The following is a 16,107-nucleotide window of genomic DNA, read 5'->3' on the forward strand; positions in this document are numbered from 1 at the left end:
AAATGGAAAGTTTTAGAACAGAAATAGAAAATCCGATAGTTCAGAAAGAGATTATCGATTTAGAAAAAAAGATTCATTTATTCCGTGGAGGAAAAATTGATGACGAGCGTTTTCGTAGTCTTCGTTTAGCACGTGGAATTTACGGACAACGTCAGGAAGGCGTTCAAATGATTCGTATTAAATTGCCATATGGTAAAGTAACCAGTGAACAATTGGTACGTATTACTAAAGTTTCTGATGAATATTCTACAGGACGTTTGCACATTACAACGCGCCAGGATATTCAGATTCACTATGTGAGTTTAGACAGAACACCGGAGCTTTGGGCAAATTTGGCTAAAGATGATGTGACGTTGCGTGAAGCTTGTGGAAACACGGTTCGTAATATTACAGGAAGTGAATTGGCTGGTGTAGACGTAAACGAACCATTTGATGTTTCGCCTTATGCACACGCTTTATTCCAATATTTATTAAGAAACCCGATTTGTCAGGAAATGGGACGTAAATTCAAAATTTCGTTTTCATCATCTGACGAAGATACAGCTTTGAGTTATTTGCACGATTTAGGATTCATTCCAAAAATTGTTGACGGACAACGCGGATTCAAAATCATGTTTGGTGGAGGTTTAGGATCTCAGCCAGCACATGCTGAATTACTTTCAGAATTTGTTCCGGCAAACGAAATCATCCCGACAGCAGAAGGAATCATCCGTATTTTTGACCGATACGGCGAGCGTGCAAAAAGAATGAAAGCGCGTATGAAATTCTTAATCAAAGAAATGGGACGAGATGTTTTCCTTGATTTAGTTGAAAAAGAGAAAAAAGCAATTGCTTTTGAAACCTACGAAATTGATACAACCGCTTTTGACGGGCCAATTGCAGAGCCTTTATTAGAAGTTCCGCAAGTTACAATTGAAGATACCGCAGCTTATGAAGCCTGGAAAAAATCAAATGTAATTGCTCAGAAACAAGGAGGTTATTACGCGATTGGAATTAAAGTTTTATTGGGAGATTTTTATACTGATAAAGCAAGATTATTAGCCGCCTTAATTAAAAATTACGCAGCAAATGAATTACGTTTTTCATTGCGTCAAAATATTGTAATACGTCATGTAAAAGAAGAGAATCTTCCTTTCTTTTATCAGGAATTAGCCAAATTAGACTTTGTTCATTTAGGATATAATTCTACTGTAGATATTACGGCATGTCCTGGTACTGATACTTGCAACTTGGGGATTGCAAGTAGTACCGGTATTGCAGAAGAATTAGAAAGAGTAATAAATGCTGAATATCCGCAGTATTTAAACAACCGCGAAATCGAAATTAAAATTTCTGGTTGTATGAATGCTTGTGGACAACACAATATGTCAGCAATTGGTTTTCAGGGAATGTCTATCAATTCTGGAAAATTAGTAGCTCCGGCATTACAAGTATTATTAGGTGGAGGAAGATTAGGAAATGGAGAAGGACGTTTTGCAGATAAAGTAATCAAAATTCCAAGCAGAAGAGGTCCAGATGCATTGCGTACGATCTTAAATGATTTTGACAAAAATGCAAACGGAGAAAAATTCCTAAACTATTACGATCAAAAAGGAGAGAAATATTTCTATGAAATCTTGAAACCTTTTGCAGATGTAACCAATTTAACAGAAGCTGATTTCGTGGATTGGGGTAACGCAGATAACTACGTTAAAGCAGTTGGAGTTGGAGAATGTGCTGGTGTTGTGATCGATTTAGTAGCGACTTTATTATTAGAAGCTAAAGATAAATTGACTTTCGCGCAAGAATCTTTCGACGAAGGAAAATGGTCGGATGCTATTTATCATGCTTACGCCGGATTTGTAAATGGAGCTAAAGCTTTATTACTTTCAGAAAATGAAAAAACAAATAATCACGCAGGAATTGTGGACTTGTTTGATAATGTTTTTATCGTAACAGGAAAAATCGAATTGGCAACATCGTTTAAAGAATTAGTGTATCAAATCAATCAAAATGATCCTTCAGAAGCTTTTGCAAAACAATATATTCAGGAAGGAATTGCCTTTTTTGATACAATAGAAAAATATAGAGCTCAAGAATTAGCAAATGCATAATACAATAAAACCAAAAGTAACTTTAGTCGGTGCAGGTCCCGGCGATCCGGATTTGCTTACGCTGAAAGGCGCAAAAGCATTGGCTGAAGCGAATGTGGTTTTGTATGATGCATTGGCCAATGAAGAAATACTAGCTTACGCACCCAAAAATGCAATTAGAATTTTTGTTGGTAAAAAAATTGGGAATCACGCTTACACACAAGATCAGATCAATCAATTAATTGTTGATAACGCTTTGACTTACGGAAATGTAGTTCGTTTAAAAGGCGGAGATCCGTTTATTTTTGGGCGTGGAAGCGAAGAAATAGAATTTATTGAAAGCTTCGGAATCGAGACCGTTGTCGTTCCTGGAATTTCTTCAGTAGTAGCAGTTCCTGCAAGTCTGGGAATTTCGATTACAAAAAGAGGTGTTTCAGAAAGTTTCTGGGCGATTACAGGCACAACTTCTGACAGAAAATTATCTGCAGATGTAGCTTTGGCCGCACAGTCATCCGCAACAGTTGTAATTTTGATGGGAATGCACAAATTGCCTCAAATTATCGATTTGTTTCAAAAAGAAGACAAAGGAGATTTACCCGTAGCGATCATTCAAAGCGGAACAACTTCAGAAGAAAAAGTGGGCGTTGGAACCGTAAATTCGATTTTAGAAATTGTAAAAGAGAAAAAACTGAGTTCGCCCGCAATTATTGTTCTCGGAGAAGTCGTAAGAGAAAGCAATAAATTAAAAGGTTTTTACGAAGAATTTTTGTCGAAAGAAATTACAAGATAAAGTTCCGGAGGAACAATTCATATTGTAGCGTCGGGTTTCAACCCGATGAAAGAGAAAGCAATAAATTAAAAGGATTTTACGAAGAATTTTTATCAAAAGAAATCGTTAGATAAAGTCCTGGAGGGACGAACAATATGTAGCGTCGGGTTTCAACCCGATGTACGTATAGCATATAAAACCAATGCTGTTAAAAATAAATCATCTAATTTTGATTAGATGAAAATAAATTAAAATGGAACAGAATGAATTATATCCAATATTCTTAAAGCTTCACAATCTGAATGTATTGATTGTAGGTGGAGGAAATGTCGGATTAGAGAAGCTTTCTTTTTTGCTAAAGTCAAGTCCAAATGCCAATGTTGAGGTCGTAGCGCCCGACTTTCATTTAGAAATTAAAGTTTTAGCCGAAAACCATCCATCAATTAAATTGACGGAAGCGAAGTTCAAAAAGAAAATGCTCAAAAAGCGCCATATGGTAATCGCTTGCACCGATGATTTAAAAGTCAATAAAAAGGTATACGATTTATCCCGAAAGCGTTATTTGATTTGCAATATCGCCGATACGCCCGATTTATGTGATTATTATTTAGGCGGAATCGTAACAAAAGGAAATGTAAAAATCGCCATTTCGACCAACGGAAAATCGCCTACAACCGCCAAAAGATTGCGGGAGTTTTTCGAAGAAGTAATTCCGGAAGATATTAATCAAATGGTTGAGAATCTAAACGAATACCGAAAGACACTAAAAGGAGATTTTGAAGAAAAGGTTAAAAGAATGAATGAGATAACCAATTCATTAAAAAATAAAGAATAACAAAAAGTCCCGGAGGGACAAATTATATTGTAGCGTCGGGTTTTAACCCGATGGAAAATTACACAAAGAAATCAATGATAAAAATCATTGGCAGAAGAATAAATTATTCGTTTCTTTGTATTATTAAGAATGATTATAAACAACAACATAATGATTAAAACAGATATACTTATAATTGGAGCAGGACCAACAGGTTTATTTGCCGTTTTCGAGGCAGGACTATTGAAATTAAAATGTCATATTTTAGATGCTTTACCACAAGCAGGAGGGCAACTTTCAGAATTGTATCCAAAAAAGCCTATTTATGATATCCCTGGTTTTCCAGAAGTTTTAGCAGGAGATTTAATTGATAACTTACAAGAACAAATTAAGCAGTTTGAACCAGGTTATACATTAGGAGAAAGAGCTGAAACAATCGACAAGCAAGAAGATGGAAGTTTTATTGTAACATCAAATAAAGGGACTAAATTTCATGCGCCGGTTATCGCTATCGCAGGAGGTTTAGGAAGTTTTGAGCCCCGCAAGCCACTTATTGAAGATATCGAGTTTTATGAAGATAAAGGAGTAAAATACTTCATCAAAAATCCGGAGAAATTCAGAGATAAAAGAGTTGTAATTGCCGGAGGAGGAGATTCAGCATTAGACTGGAGTATCTTTTTGTCTAATGTAGCTTCAGAAGTAACTTTGATCCACAGAAGAAATGAATTTAGAGGAGCTCTTGATTCTGTAGAAAAAGTACAGGAATTAAAAACTGCCGGAAAAATTAAATTAATTACGCCTGCAGAAGTAATCGGAATCAACGGTGCTGAACACGTTGAATCATTAGATATCGAAGAAAACGGAGCACACCGTAAAATCGAAACCGATTTCTTCATTCCACTTTTCGGATTGACTCCAAAATTAGGACCAATCGCAGACTGGGGATTAGATATCGAGAAAAATGCGATCAAAGTAAACAATGCATTAGATTACCAGACTAATATTCCGGGAATCTTCGCCATTGGAGACGTAAACACTTACCCAGGAAAATTAAAATTGATTCTTTGTGGTTTCCACGAAGCAACTTTGATGTGTCAGGCGGCATACCAAATCATCAATCCAGGTAAAAAATATGTATTGAAATATACCACAGTTTCTGGAGTAGACGGTTTCGACGGAACACGTAAAGAAGCACCTAAGGCAGTTGTGAAAGCGATTGTTTAATTTGAGGGGCTAAGGTTCTAAGGTACTGAGGTACTAAGATTTTTTATATAGGAAAGCTCAAACTCTTTAGTTTGAGCTTTTTTTAATCCCGTAGGGATGGAATGTTTATAGAATTAATGATGCCGTATTGAAAGAGCCCCAGCGAGGCGACATATAATTATTTATAAATAACATATCGCTCCGCTGGAGCTCTGGTCAAACGTGAATTTTTTTGCTATAAACATTGTGCTCCGCTGGAGCTTTGTTAAATAATAGTAGTTGGTTTTAATTAATCCTGTAGGGATGACATGTTTATAGAATTAATGATGCCGTATTGAAAGAGCCCCAGCGGGGCGACATATAATTATTTATAAATATCATATCGCTCCGCTGGAGTTCTGGTCAAACGTGAATTTTTTTGCTATAAACATTGTGCTCCGTTGGAGCTTTGTTAAATAATAGTAGTTGGTTTTAATTAATCCTGTAGGGATGATATGTTTATAGAATTAATGATGCCGTATTGAAAGAGCCCCAGCGGGGAGACATATAATTATTTATAAATATCATATCGCTCCGCTGGAGTTCTGGTCAAACGTGAATTTTTTTGCTATAAACATTGTGTCCGCTGGAGCTTTGTTAAATAATAATAGTTGGTTTTAATTAATCCTGTAGGGATGGAATATTTATAGAATTAATTATGCCGTATTGAAAGAGCCCCAGCGAGGCGACATATAATTATTTATAAATAACATATCGCTCCGCTGGAGCTTTTGTTAAACCTATAAATTTTATCTATAAACATAATGCTCCGCTGGAGCTTTAATAAAAAAGGTACTATTTGAATTAACGAAGGTTCTAAACAATTTTATTTTAGGTATTTAACATAGCCAGTAGTTTCAACCACTGGAGTGCAACGTATAGACACAACGTATAATCAATATACATGATCACAACACAAACGAATTGTCACAATACGTTCCCCGTGGTCGAAACCGCGGGCTATATTTGAAAAACAAAAACAAAACTTAGTACCTTAGCATCTTAGCATCTCAGCACCTTTAAAAAAATCCTTAGAACCTTAGCAACTCAGTCTCTCAGAACCTTCAAAAAAAAACTTGCAAGTCGCAACGCTATTTCATACCTTTGCACCGTTCCTAAATTTATTGAAAGTTATCACGAAAGGCGGAGGGATAGACCCGATGAAACCTTAGCAACCCTTTATCATAAAGAAGGTGCTAAATTCTACTTTACACTAATTCATAGTATTAAAGATAGATAACACAAATACATAAAGTATTTCCTCAACTTTTCCTGACAACCTTACAATATTATTTTACTGAATTCACAGTTTAATGAGCGAATTATTGGCGCATTTATGCCAACATCGTTCCCGCTTTTCGTTGCAATCTTTTGTCCGCCGGGGTGGACAAAAGGATTTCCACTTCAATCGGGGCTAATTAGCCAACAATAGTGAATTTTTGGAATCAATGTGAATCAAAACGCGTATCCTAACAGGTTTTCAAAACCTGTTAGGTATGTTTTAAATAATAGAATAAAAAACTTAGCATCTTAGTGCCTCAGCACCTTAGTAGCTAAAAGACAAAAGAAATGGCAATAACTATTCAGGAAGCAATTAAAAAAAATATACTAATCCTTGACGGGGCAATGGGAACAATGCTGCAACGCTATAATTTCTCAGAAGAAGATTTCAGGGGAGAGCGTTTCAAAGATTTTCCACATCCGTTAAAAGGAAACAACGATTTACTATCCATAACACAACCACAAGCGATCCGCGATGTTCACGCAGCGTATTTTGATGCTGGCGCAGACATTGTCGAAACCAATACTTTTTCAGGAACTACGATCGGTATGGCCGACTATTTCCTGGAAGATTTGGTTTACGAATTAAACTACGAATCGGCTAAAATTGCGCGTGCAGTAGCAGATGAATTTACAGCTAAAAATCCAGACAAACCACGTTTCGTTGCCGGATCCATCGGACCGACAAACAGAACAGCAAGTATGTCGCCAGATGTAAACGATCCGGGTTACAGAGCTGTAACTTTTGATGATTTGCGAATTGCGTACAAACAACAAGTAGAAGCGTTAATGGATGGCGGATGTGATTTACTTTTAGTAGAAACAATCTTTGATACGTTAAACGCAAAAGCAGCACTTTTCGCCATTGAAGAAGTAAAAGACGAACGTAATCTTGATATTCCAATCATGGTTTCAGGAACGATTACCGATGCTTCAGGAAGAACACTTTCCGGGCAAACGGTTGAAGCTTTTCTTATTTCAGTATCCCATATTCCGTTATTAAGCGTAGGTTTCAACTGTGCTCTTGGAGCCGATTTGTTAAAACCGTATTTAAAAACATTATCACAGCATACACAATTCAATGTTTCGGCACACCCAAATGCAGGTTTGCCAAACGCGTTCGGACAATATGATGAAACACCAGAACAAACTCAGGCTTTAATCAAAGAATATTTAGACGATAATTTAATCAATATAATTGGTGGTTGTTGCGGAACAACTCCGGATCATATTCGATTGATTGCTGAGGTTGCGAAGGATTATAAGCCACGTGTGGCACCGGTATTGGCATAATGATTTTCATTTCCTGCATGGTTTTAGAAACCTTGTAGGTTTAAATTTAGTGGTTGATTTTAAAGTTTAAACTATTTAATGGAAAAAGCAGAGCATGTAGTGTATTCAGAAAATGGAGAAGTTTTTAACGCATTTTTAAACTCTAATTGGTATGATACCATGAGTCCATATTTATATTGTGTGTCTCAATTAAAAAGTATTAAAAGCAAGATTGACAATAACGAAAAATTTAAAATAGAAAGTAATGGTAAAATATATCATATCACGACCAATTTAGAATTTAGGAACTGGATAGAAAAAGTGTTTTACGGAGGGTTTGAAAAACATGTTTTTATTGATTAAAAATTAATAACAAACTTTTAAGGTTTTGAAAACATTAAAGGAAACATAGAGTGAAAATCTCTTTAAAAAAGTTCCGGAGGAACGAAATTTTGGTAGCAACGGAATTTATACCGTTGAAATGATAAGCGATCCAAATAATAGCTCCGTAGGAGCCCATTTGCTAGCGCGAGCTTCCAGCTCGTGCCCACAAAGAAAATTATTATTAGAGTTTAAAATTTATAGTTGGAATGTGCACGAGCGGGACGCTCGCGCCAGCAAAAGAAAAATATAATTAAAATTTCGGAAAATCATAAATCATCTTATGAAACCGATACTGCGTGAGGGATAGAAGTGAAAAGCCCGCAGACCAATGCAGTGATAACGAAATTGGTCGAGGACTTGTAACGGATAGCCCGGTTCGCCTTTTTCGGCGAACACGCCCAAAATATTTAAGAATTAAAGCTTTTAAACCTATCGATTCTGATAGGGTTTAGAATAAAAAATAAACATACCTGCAAGGTTTCGAAAACCTTGCAGGAAAAACAAAGAAAAAAAACTCAGAACCTTAGAATCTCAGGATCTTAGTAACTTAAAAAGAAATGGCAGAAAAAAGAAGAGACCTTGTATTAGCAGGATTAGAACCATTGATTATTACGCCCGAAAGTGTTTTTGTAAACGTTGGGGAACGTACGAATGTAACAGGTTCGCGAAAATTCCTTCGCTTGATCAAGGAAGAGAAATATGACGAGGCGCTTGATATTGCAAGACAACAAGTAGAAGGTGGAGCACAAATCATCGATATTAATATGGATGAAGGAATGCTTGATGGGGTTCAGGCAATGACAAAATTCCTGAATTTAATTGCATCAGAACCGGATATTTCGAGAGTGCCGATTATGATCGACAGCTCGAAATGGGAAATCATCGAAGCGGGTCTTAAAGTAGTACAGGGAAAAAGTGTTGTCAACTCGATTTCACTGAAAGAAGGGGAAGAAGCCTTTATTCATCACGCCAAATTAATCAAACGATACGGAGCTGCGGCTATTATTATGGCTTTTGACGAAGTAGGTCAGGCGGATAATTTTGACCGAAGAGTCGAAATCTGTCAGCGTTCGTATGATATTTTGGTTAACAAAGTTGGTTTTCCTCCGCAAGATATCATTTTCGATTTAAATATTTTCCCCGTTGCAACCGGAATGGAAGAACATCGCTTAAATGCTTTGGACTTTTTTAGAGGGACAAAATGGGTTAGAGATAATTTGCCTCACGCACATATTAGTGGTGGAGTAAGTAACGTTTCATTTTCTTTTAGAGGAAACGATCATGTTCGTGAAGCGATGCACTCGGTGTTTTTATACCACGCGATCAAGAACGGGATGACGATGGGAATCGTGAATCCGGAAATGCTTTCGATTTACGATGATATTCCAAAAGATTTATTAGAGCACGTTGAAGACGTAATTTTAAATAGACGCGACGATGCAACAGAACGACTTTTGGATTTTGCTGAAAACGTAAAAGGCGAAGTAAAATCAGATGAAAAAGCGATTCAGGAATGGCGTTTAGGAACGGTTCAGGAGAGAATTACGCATTCATTAGTAAAAGGAGTTGATGCTTTTATTGAAGAAGATGTTGAAGAAGCGCGTTTAGCGGCTGTAAAACCTATTGAAGTTATCGAAATCAATTTGATGACGGGAATGAATGTGGTTGGAGATTTATTTGGAAGCGGAAAAATGTTCCTGCCTCAGGTTGTAAAATCGGCACGTGTAATGAAAAAAGCCGTTGCTTATTTATTGCCTTATATTGAAGCCAGCAAACAAGCCGGAGACAAACAAGGAAACGGGAAAATCCTGATGGCGACTGTAAAAGGTGATGTTCACGATATTGGTAAAAATATTGTTTCGGTGGTTTTGGCTTGTAATAACTACGAGATTGTAGATCTTGGCGTTATGGTGCCTCCGGAAAAAATTATTGCGGCTGCGATTGAACATAATGTTGATATTATTGGACTAAGCGGACTGATCACGCCTTCGCTTGATGAAATGGTTTATCTGGCCAAAGAATTAGACAAACAAGGAATTAAAATTCCGATTATGATTGGAGGTGCAACAACTTCGCGTGCGCATACCGCCGTGAAAATTGCGCCACAATATAGAGAAACTGTAATTCACGTAAACGATGCTTCGCGCGCCGTGACAGTGGCAGGAAATCTATTGGATCATAACCGTAAAATATATGCAAGCGATATTCGTGCAGAATACGATTCGTTTAGAGAAACGTTTTTAAATCGTTCGAGAGATAAAAACTTCTTAAGTATTGAAGATGCCCGTAAAAATAAAATGCAATTAGACTGGAGCGAATACACTCCAACAAAACCAAAATTTATTGGAAAACAAACCGTTGAGGTTGATCTGGATGTTCTGGTTCCGTATATCGACTGGACGCCATTTTTTCAGACGTGGGAATTGCACGGAAAATATCCTGCAATTTTAACGGATGAGGTTGTGGGTAAAGAAGCAACTTCTCTTTTTGCAGATGCTCAGGCGATGCTTAAAGTAATTTTGGCTGAGAAAAAACTACAAGCAAAAGGTATTTACGGCATTTTTCCTGCGAATCAGGTTGATGATGACGATATCGAATTGCGTGATGAAAACGGAAAAGTTTTAGAGAAATTCTTAACGCTTCGTCAGCAATCACAAAAAACAAAAGGCGCTCCGAATATCGCATTGTCTGATTTTATTCTTCCAAAAGAAAGCGGAATAGAAGATTATATGGGAGCTTTTTGTGTGACAACCGGTTTTGGTGTAGACGAATGGGCGGCTGAATTTGAGAAGGATTTGGATGATTATAATTCGATTATGGTTAAGGCATTGGCCGATCGTTTTGCTGAGGCTTTCGCCGAATATCTTCACGAAAGAGTACGTAAAGATTTCTGGGGTTATGATAGAGAAGAATCTTTAACAAACGAAGAATTGATTAAAGAAACTTATAAGGGAATTCGTCCGGCGCCAGGATATCCGGCTTGTCCTGATCACCTGGAGAAACCAACGATTTGGAAACTTTTAAATGTAGCCGAAGAAATTGGAGTAACGTTGACAGAAAGCATGGCGATGTGGCCAGCTTCTTCTGTTTCGGGATATTATTTCGGAAATCCAAAAAGCAGGTATTTCGGACTCGGAAAAATAAAAGAAGATCAGGTAGTAGATTACGCCAAACGACGCAGCGTCTCCACTGAATACGCATCAAAATGGTTAAACCCTAATATAGCAGATTAAATTAGTCGAAAGTCATAAAGTCCGAAAGGAAAGACTTTAGACTTTAGACTTTACAACTTTAAGACTTAATAATGAAAGTAACAGAACATATAGAAAACGCCAAAGGAAATACCTTATTCTCATTTGAACTTATTCCGCCTCAAAAAGGGAAAAGCATTCAGGAATTATACGATAATATTGATCCGTTAATGGAGTTTAAACCGCCGTTTATTGATGTAACGACTTCTCGCGAAGAGTATATTTATATTGATAAAGGAAACGGACTTTTAGATAAGAAATTGACTCGTATGCGTCCGGGAACGCTTGGAATCTGCGCTTCTATAAAACATAAATACAATGTAGATACTGTACCGCATTTGCTTTGCGGAGGCTTCACACAGGAAGAAACAGAATACATGTTGGTTGATTGTCAATATTTGGGAATTACTAATGTAATGGCGCTTCGTGGCGATGCCATGAAAGACGAACAATCTTTTGTTCCTAAAGTTGGAGGTAACCATTTTGCTATAGATTTGGTAAAACAAATCAATAATTTAAATTGTGGAAAATACCTTCATGAAGTTATGGATGCCGACAATAAAGCCGATTTTTGTATTGGTGTTGCGGGATATCCGGAGAAGCATTTAGAATCTCCTTCATTACAATCTGATTTAAAGCGATTAAAAGAAAAAGTTGATGCAGGTGCTGATTATGTAGTAACGCAGATGTTTTTTGACAATGCTAAATATTTTGAGTTTGTCAAAAAAGCAAGAGAAATAGGTATCACAATTCCGATTATTCCTGGAATTAAACCTATTGCTGTTCAAAGACACTTACAGATTTTACCACAGATTTTCAGAATCGATTTACCAGAAGATTTAATTGATGCTGTCGATAAATGTAAAAATAATGCTGAAATCAAACAAGTCGGAATCGAGTGGGCGATTCAGCAATCTCTTGAACTAAAAGCAGCAGGAGTTCCGGTTTTGCATTATTATTCAATGGGTAAATCTGAGAATATTCGCCAGATCGCGAGTCAGATTTTTTAAGAGTTTAGCTTAAACAAACTGTAATAACTTACAGTATGTCATTCCGAGGAACGAGGAATCCCCGCAAGTAGCTCGACAAAGATTGTCGATTTTGTTGGCGGAGTTTCTTGTGGGGATTCTCCTCCGTCGGAATGACAAACATTGCTTTTAAACTCTAGTGTGGTTGCTTCGTTCCTCGCAATGACAAACAAGTTTGGAATTTGGTCCCGAGGCTTCGGGATTAATTGGAATTTAATTTTAGTTTTATGGAAAAAGAAGAATTACAAGCAATCGCGGCTCAGTTAAAACATCCAACAGGAGAAAAAGGGATAGAAATGGCCAACATGATGCATGAAACCAACATCAACATGACGCATCATTCTATTCAAAATTTAAATATAAAAAGTGGAAATTCTATTTTAGAATTAGGTCATGGAAATGCGGGACATGTCGAATTTATATTCGAACAAGCTGAAAACTTAAAATACTACGGACTCGAAATGTCTGAATTAATGTTTCAGGAAGCGCGCCAGATCAACAGAAATTTTGTCTCTCAAAAACAAGCTTTCTTTTCGGTTTATGACGGAAACGCAGTTCCGTTTCAGGATGCCTTTTTAGACAAAATATTCACGGTTAATACTATTTATTTTTGGCAGGAACCAGAAAAATTGCTTTCAGAAATATACAGGGTTTTAAAACCAAATGGCGTTTTCTGTATCACTTTTGCAGAAGAAAGTTTCATGAAACAGCTTCCGTTTACGAAATATGAATTTGAACTTTACAGCACTGAAAAAGTAGAGCAATTAGTCCAAAAAACAGCTTTCAAAATCTTATACAAAGAGACTTTAACCGAAAAAGTAAAAACCAGAACAGGAGAATTAGTTGATCGGGACTTTACTACGATTGTTTTAGAAAAGGAGTAGCTTGTTAAATTCGTTCATGATTTTTTGCTACTGATTTACTTCCTCTATTCGCTATCGCTCAGGTCACAGATTTTCAAAGATTCAGGAAATCATTTAAAATTATTTTAATCTGTGGCATTAAAAAAAAATCAGATAGTTTTTGAACTCTTTTTTTGAGTAATTTAATTGATTCTTATTTCACGTTTCCATTTCCGAAAATCCTAATACTTTAAAAAATTATGGAGGTTAAAAAAATCAATTTTCTCAAAAGTTATAGCAGCATTTTATTACTTCTAGGCGGTATTATTCTCGGAAGTATTTTAGGGTTATTTTATGGTAAAGATGTCTTGGTTATAAAACCACTCGGAGATATTTTCCTAAACTTACTTTTTACAGCCATTATTCCACTTATATTTTTTACAATTGCTTCTTCAATTGCCAATTTAGAACGTACAGAAAAATTAGGCAAGTTATTCCTTGTAATGATTGTTGTTTTTTTAGCAACGATTCTGATTTCTGCCATCGTAATGATTTTGGCCGTTTATCTTTTTCCAATTCATCAAAATATCATCATTTCTAAAGTTCCGATAGAAAATATAAAATCGGGAACTATTGGAGATCAAATAGCGCAATTGCTTACGGTAAATGATTTCTTCGAATTATTGTCCCGAAAAAGTATGCTCGCTTTGATTATATTTTCTTTTTTAATTGGATTTGCAAGTTTGCATTCGGGAGAAAAAGGAAGTGCTTTTAGAAGTTTTCTGGATTCAGGAAATGAAGTCATGAAACAGCTTTTGAATATGATTATGAAATTGGCACCAATTGGTTTGGGTGCTTATTTTGCGTATCAGGTTGGGGTTTTTGGACCGCAGTTATTCGGTGTTTATGCCAAGCCTTTGGGAGTTTATTATGCCGCTTGTGTATTTTACTTCATAGTGTTTTTTAGTTTATACGCTTTGGTTGCCGGAGGAAAAAGAGCTCTTATAGTATTTTGGAGCAACAATATTACGCCCGCTTTAACCGCAGTTGGAACCTGCAGCAGTATTGCAACGATTCCAGCAAATCTTGAAGCGGCTGAAAAAATGAACATACCAAAACATGTTCGGAATCTGGTTATTCCACTTGGAGCGCCTTTGCATAAAGACGGATCGAGCATGTCTTCGATTTTAAAAATAACCGTTCTTTTTGCCATGTTTGGAAAAGATTTTACAGCACCTTCAACCATACTATTGGCATTAGGAATTACCGTAATCGTTTCAATAGTCGAAGGCGGAATTCTGAACGGAGGTTATATCGGAGAAGTTTTGGCCATAACCGTTTATGGATTGCCAATGGAGCAAGCTTTGCCAGTCGCCATGATTTTAGGAACATTAGTAGATCCAATTGCGACTTTATTGAACGTAAATGGCGATTTGATTTGTTCGATGATGATTTCGCGGTTTTCTGAAAAGACTAAATGGTAAAATAAGATTTATAACTATTTCAAAATAAAATAATGAATTCAGTATTACAACACGATCTAAACGATTTCGAAAATATCTTAGAAAAGACAAAACAACAAGGAATAGCTTTTTTGAATAATCTCGAAAACGTTCCCACTTCTACTAAAAATTCAATTGATCCAACCAGAGAGTTAAACGAATTAGGTTTGGGTTCATTGGCTGCATTAGAAGAATTTAATGAAAGGTTAGCGCCTTTATTGGTAAGTTCGCCAGGTCCTAGATATTGGGGATTTGTAACAGGAGGATCAACGCCGGCTTCCATTGTGGGTGATTGGCTGGCTTCCGTTTACGATCAAAATACACAGGCTGTGAAAGCTCAGGGCGGAGTCTCTGCTTTAATAGAATTTGAAACTATTAATTTAGTACTTCAGTTATTAAAACTGCCAGATACTTTTTTAGGCGGATTTGTAACCGGAGCAACGATGTCAAATTTCACTTGCCTGGGAGTGGCAAGACAATGGTTTGGAAAGCAATTTGGAAAAGATTTTGCTAAAAACGGAATATCAGAAACAATCAATATTCTGACTGCGACGCCGCATTCGTCATCGATTAAATCATTGGCGATGTTAGGAATTGGGAGTAATAATTATACCACATTAAAAACAATTGAAGGCAATCGCGAAGCAATTGATATTGCCGATTTAGAGAAAAACATTGAAAGTTTAAACAGAAAGCCTTTTATCTTAATTTCAAGTGCCGGAACTGTAAACACAGCAGATTTTGATGATTTTAAAGCAATTTCAAAGTTAAAAGAAAAATATAGTTTTTGGTGGCATATTGATGCTGCTTTTGGAGGATTTGCTGCCGTTTCAGATAAGTTTAAACATTTTGTAGACGGTTGGGAAGGAGCGGACAGCATTACAATTGATTGTCATAAATGGTTGAATGTACCTTATGAAAGTGCTTTTTATTTAATCAAAAAAGAACATGCAAGTTTGCAAATAGAAACCTTTCAGAATTCGAATGCACCGTATTTAGGAAATCCGTTAGAGAATTTTAATTACCTGAATGTATTGCCCGAAAATTCCAGACGTTTAAGAGCGTTGCCTGTTTGGTTTTCTTTATTGGCGTATGGTAAAGAAGGGTTTTGTGATATTGTTGAAAATAGCGCTTCAATGGCGCTTCAATTTGGCAATGAATTGATTGAAGATGGAAATTTTGAATTGCTGGCCCCAATCCGTTTAAATAATGTTTGTTTTACTTTGAAGGGGAGTCACAATCAGGAAAAAGTAAATGAATTTTTGACACTTTTAAATGACAAAGGAAAAGTTTTTATGACGCCAACGGTTTATCAAAATCGTAAAGGAATAAGAGCCTCATTTGTGAACTGGCGTACAACAGAGGAAGATATAAAAATAGTAATTGAAGAAATGAAAGAAACTATTTTGGATTTAGAGATCTAATAAAAAAAGAGCCTGTTGAACAGACAGGCTCTTTACTAACATCAAAAAAAAACAAAAAAACAAGGATTAAAAAAACAAAAAAAAAGTATTTCTGACTTGTGTTTTATAATTAAAGACAATTAAAAAATTGACTTGCTTTATAAATTAATATTAAAATTAGGAGAACAATTATATTCGTCATTGTACTTTTAATTTGATTACGATGAGGCAAATATAATACTATTTG

11 protein-coding genes and 1 riboswitch are annotated in these 16,107 nt (G+C 36.2%); all 11 genes read left to right on the forward strand.

The genetic code is table 11. The features are described 5' to 3' along the window. The first annotated feature begins 2 nt into the window (after window positions 1-2). The 11 genes from B0A65_RS08285 to B0A65_RS08335 all read left to right on the forward strand — a co-directional run bounded on the left by B0A65_RS08285 (window position 3) and on the right by B0A65_RS08335 (window position 15,881). Complete coding sequence (locus B0A65_RS08285; protein ID WP_074660439.1) at window positions 3-2,093, forward strand: HEPN domain-containing protein; 2,091 nt, start codon at window positions 3-5, stop codon at window positions 2,091-2,093. Then, window positions 2,086-2,862, forward strand: a complete 777-nt coding sequence (gene cobA, locus B0A65_RS08290) for a uroporphyrinogen-III C-methyltransferase (protein ID WP_074660440.1) — start codon at window positions 2,086-2,088, stop codon at window positions 2,860-2,862. The genes B0A65_RS08285 and cobA overlap by 8 nt, the downstream gene beginning before the upstream one ends. Window positions 2,863-3,094: 232 nt before the next feature. After that, complete coding sequence (locus B0A65_RS08295) at window positions 3,095-3,676, forward strand: precorrin-2 dehydrogenase/sirohydrochlorin ferrochelatase family protein (protein ID WP_074660441.1); 582 nt, start codon at window positions 3,095-3,097, stop codon at window positions 3,674-3,676. 150 nt (window positions 3,677-3,826) lie between these two features. Beyond that, window positions 3,827-4,879, forward strand: coding sequence for an NAD(P)/FAD-dependent oxidoreductase (locus tag B0A65_RS08300; protein ID WP_074660442.1), 1,053 nt, complete (start codon window positions 3,827-3,829; stop codon window positions 4,877-4,879). 1,146 nt (window positions 4,880-6,025) lie between these two features. Beyond that, window positions 6,026-6,140, forward strand: a riboswitch (SAM riboswitch). Between the two features lie 326 nt (window positions 6,141-6,466). Beyond that, complete coding sequence (locus B0A65_RS08305; RefSeq protein WP_074660443.1) at window positions 6,467-7,471, forward strand: homocysteine S-methyltransferase family protein; 1,005 nt, start codon at window positions 6,467-6,469, stop codon at window positions 7,469-7,471. A gap of 78 nt (window positions 7,472-7,549) precedes the next feature. Further along, window positions 7,550-7,813 (forward strand): hypothetical protein, encoded by a 264-nt coding sequence (locus B0A65_RS08310; RefSeq protein ID WP_074660444.1) that lies wholly within the window; start codon window positions 7,550-7,552, stop codon window positions 7,811-7,813. A gap of 578 nt (window positions 7,814-8,391) precedes the next feature. Next, window positions 8,392-11,067 (forward strand): methionine synthase, encoded by a 2,676-nt coding sequence (gene metH, locus B0A65_RS08315; RefSeq protein ID WP_074660445.1) that lies wholly within the window; start codon window positions 8,392-8,394, stop codon window positions 11,065-11,067. A 71-nt stretch (window positions 11,068-11,138) separates the two neighbouring features. Continuing rightward, window positions 11,139-12,095: a methylenetetrahydrofolate reductase [NAD(P)H] gene (metF, locus tag B0A65_RS08320; protein ID WP_074660446.1), complete on the forward strand. Its 957-nt coding sequence runs from the start codon at window positions 11,139-11,141 to the stop codon at window positions 12,093-12,095. 245 nt (window positions 12,096-12,340) lie between these two features. Continuing rightward, window positions 12,341-12,997 carry a class I SAM-dependent methyltransferase gene (locus tag B0A65_RS08325; protein WP_074660447.1) on the forward strand — a complete coding sequence of 219 codons (657 nt, stop codon included), beginning with the start codon at window positions 12,341-12,343 and terminating at the stop codon, window positions 12,995-12,997. Between the two features lie 218 nt (window positions 12,998-13,215). After that, on the forward strand, window positions 13,216-14,439 hold the full coding sequence (locus B0A65_RS08330) for a dicarboxylate/amino acid:cation symporter (protein WP_074660448.1): 1,224 nt from the start codon (window positions 13,216-13,218) through the stop codon (window positions 14,437-14,439). A 32-nt stretch (window positions 14,440-14,471) separates the two neighbouring features. Further along, the gene (locus B0A65_RS08335; RefSeq protein WP_074660449.1) at window positions 14,472-15,881 is read left to right on the forward strand and encodes a pyridoxal phosphate-dependent decarboxylase family protein; all 1,410 of its coding nucleotides are present in this window, start codon (window positions 14,472-14,474) and stop codon (window positions 15,879-15,881) included. Window positions 15,882-16,107 lie beyond the last annotated feature (226 nt).

Origin of the sequence: Flavobacterium frigidimaris, assembly GCF_002217275.1 — a bacterium.
Classification (GTDB): Bacteria; Bacteroidota; Bacteroidia; order Flavobacteriales; family Flavobacteriaceae; genus Flavobacterium; species Flavobacterium aquidurense.

Coding starts and splice junctions, on each gene's coding strand:
- metH (WP_074660445.1), top strand. CDS start 8,392: ATGGCAGAAAAAAGAAGAGACCTTGTATTAGCAGGATTAGAACCATTG.
- B0A65_RS08310 (WP_074660444.1), top strand. CDS start 7,550: ATGGAAAAAGCAGAGCATGTAGTGTATTCAGAAAATGGAGAAGTTTTT.
- B0A65_RS08335 (WP_074660449.1), top strand. CDS start 14,472: ATGAATTCAGTATTACAACACGATCTAAACGATTTCGAAAATATCTTA.
- B0A65_RS08330 (WP_074660448.1), top strand. CDS start 13,216: ATGGAGGTTAAAAAAATCAATTTTCTCAAAAGTTATAGCAGCATTTTA.
- B0A65_RS08300 (WP_074660442.1), top strand. CDS start 3,827: ATGATTAAAACAGATATACTTATAATTGGAGCAGGACCAACAGGTTTA.
- B0A65_RS08295 (WP_074660441.1), top strand. CDS start 3,095: ATGGAACAGAATGAATTATATCCAATATTCTTAAAGCTTCACAATCTG.
- B0A65_RS08285 (WP_074660439.1), top strand. CDS start 3: ATGGAAAGTTTTAGAACAGAAATAGAAAATCCGATAGTTCAGAAAGAG.
- metF (WP_074660446.1), top strand. CDS start 11,139: ATGAAAGTAACAGAACATATAGAAAACGCCAAAGGAAATACCTTATTC.
- B0A65_RS08305 (WP_074660443.1), top strand. CDS start 6,467: ATGGCAATAACTATTCAGGAAGCAATTAAAAAAAATATACTAATCCTT.
- B0A65_RS08325 (WP_074660447.1), top strand. CDS start 12,341: ATGGAAAAAGAAGAATTACAAGCAATCGCGGCTCAGTTAAAACATCCA.
- cobA (WP_074660440.1), top strand. CDS start 2,086: ATGCATAATACAATAAAACCAAAAGTAACTTTAGTCGGTGCAGGTCCC.